This is a genomic window from Flavobacterium sp. (assembly GCF_043722275.1).
In the GTDB taxonomy this organism is placed as follows: domain Bacteria; phylum Bacteroidota; class Bacteroidia; order Flavobacteriales; family Flavobacteriaceae; genus Flavobacterium.
The window spans coordinates 1-2276 of record NZ_JAYSPC010000033.1; the positions used below are offsets into that span (position 1 = coordinate 1).

At 33.5% G+C, this 2276-nt stretch carries 2 protein-coding genes and 1 pseudogene; all 3 read right to left on the reverse strand.

What is annotated here, in order from left to right; genetic code table 11:
* Positions 1-569: hypothetical protein (locus ACHZDT_RS04295; protein WP_394773414.1), on the reverse strand; the 569-nt coding region annotated here is incomplete at its 3' end.
* A 277-nt stretch (positions 570-846) separates the two neighbouring features.
* Positions 847-1878 carry a DUF2971 domain-containing protein gene (locus ACHZDT_RS04300; RefSeq protein ID WP_394773415.1) on the reverse strand — a complete coding sequence of 344 codons (1032 nt, stop codon included), beginning with the start codon at positions 1876-1878 and terminating at the stop codon, positions 847-849.
* Positions 1879-1889: 11 nt separating this feature from the next.
* Positions 1890-2276 (reverse strand): annotated as a pseudogene (locus tag ACHZDT_RS04305) (hypothetical protein); the annotation flags it as partial.

The following is a 2276-nucleotide window of genomic DNA, read 5'->3' on the forward strand; positions in this document are numbered from 1 at the left end:
GGATAGCTGGGAGAAAAGTATCCGGGATAATACCAGTTGATATGGTGGAGGCGGCAATAATTATACTTCAATAATATCAGGTATTTGCCAGGGCTGTATTTTTTGTAGTGCGGATTAAAAAATATTTTAATGCCAGCAATACTGTCTTTTCCTTTGTCAAAAATACCAGCGGCTATCAGCTTTCCTGCTTCTCTTACTTCAATAACATAGGTGTCAAAAATTTCTTTGCCAGGTTCAAAAATAAATTCCTGCAAATCGGGGGATGTTTCAAAATTGATTGAGTTGTAATATGCGCTGTGTAAGTCTTCCAGCTCTTGGGTGTGGGTTAGCGGTTGGTAGCTAACAGTAAAATGTTGATTCTTTTTTATGAGGGCAAGGTTGTTTTTATTAAGCTGAATTTGTGGTACAACGTACCTAAGCCAATATACCGGAAAAGCAGATTCTTCTGTCTGTACAACGGAGGTGGTAAATATATACATGCCCATGCGATACCATCCTTTGCCTAAGTAGTGGTCCAGTATTTCACCTTTAACGGCATCCAATAATAATACATCAAAATCATCAACCATCTTGTTGCCTTTTTTGTATAAAGTAAATCCCGCCGGCTAATTCAACAAAACCGGCCTGACTAAATTTCAATATAAATATCTATTTCTACTTTAATTGTTGTAGTGTATTATAAGTTTCGCTATTTGTGACCCAATAATTACTCATAATGCTTGTTTTTTGTATTATGGACTAGCAGGAACCAATGTGTACTGAATTCTAATTTTTTGTTGAAATGTTAGCGTTTTGAGATATGGTAAAAGGAGAAATAGGAATGATTGCGTTTGCTTGAAAGACTTGTCAATTTCTTATTTCTAGTTCACTATTCAAAAACTTAATATCAAAATCCATGTTTAATTTTTGTTTCTTTTCATATAGGTATGGAATTATGGTGTTCAGTTCTTTTACATTATACCCTACAATAATTTCTTTTATTTTAATTTTTGGTAACTCATTATGAACATCTTCAAGCGATATATCTGCTCTATTGAAATAATTTTTATTATACCAATCTTCTAATCTTTCTTTTAATACAAGTTTATAGATATACCTCACTTGATTACTACTATTAATTACTTCTTCTATAAAAAGATTATTGTGCTTATCCCAAATGCTGGATTTTGAATCACTAACCAATAATCTTATTTCATTCTCTCTGTGAAAATTATTTGACTTGTGAAAACAGAAAATATCCGACATCATTTCATATAAATTATTAGGCAAAAAATTATCATATTCCAAACTATACCGTTCCATTCTTTCCAGCAAAGCAAATAAACCAGATAATTCTTTTTCTCCATATTGTACTTTTCCAAGTAATACATTGGAATTGATATTTTCAACTTCAAAAACAATTGCAGCACCAGATCCACCTTTACTGTAAATTTCCCACATAAAAGGATCTCTAATTGTATCATTATTATACAAACAACTGGATAAGCAAAAAACATTTTGCTTAATATTCTGGATTTCAGTTTCGTCAATTGGTATTTTCAGTTTGTTTTTCACATTTTCTAATGCAAATGATAATTCCAAATTATCACTTAAGTTTTCGATGGAAGAAAGGCGTAAATAGCCACTTTCTAAAATAGCATCTAAGCCTTGTAAACTTGTGAAATGAAGTAATTCATCATCTTTGTTAAGACTGTATTGTGTTTTATCAAATAGTTGGTATTTGAGAATTTTCCCCTTGAAACTGTTAGGAGGAATTACACCGCCAAAAATTGATTTTCTTTCAAACTTTATGTAAGGAAAAACAGGTCTAAATACAACATCGAGAAATTTATCGGCGTTTAATAATGCATCATCATAACTTTTGCTAGCCTTACTCATAAGTTTAATTTTTACACTTTCAAAAATCCCAATTCATACACCATGGGCTGCAATTTTTCGGTGAGGGTTTTGTAGGCTTCTTCAAATGGTTTAAAGTTGATGGGGGCAAAATCGCCGCTGGCATTGCGGGCCTGCAGGGCTTTGCGAACCTGGTACCAGCCTACATCTGGGCGGTTTAGTTTTAACTCGTCTCTTACGGTGTGTACATCGGTATGGGCGAAATACGCTTGCCATAAAACCTTTCCAGCTTTCAATACGTTGCTTGCTTCTATACTTAACATTTTATCGGCTAAATACCCAACCATAAAATCACTTTCAAACCTATCCGGGCTGCCTACTTCTTCTTCGGTAAAGGGTATAAAATGATTGACGATACTCCATTTTTTGCCATTCCATTC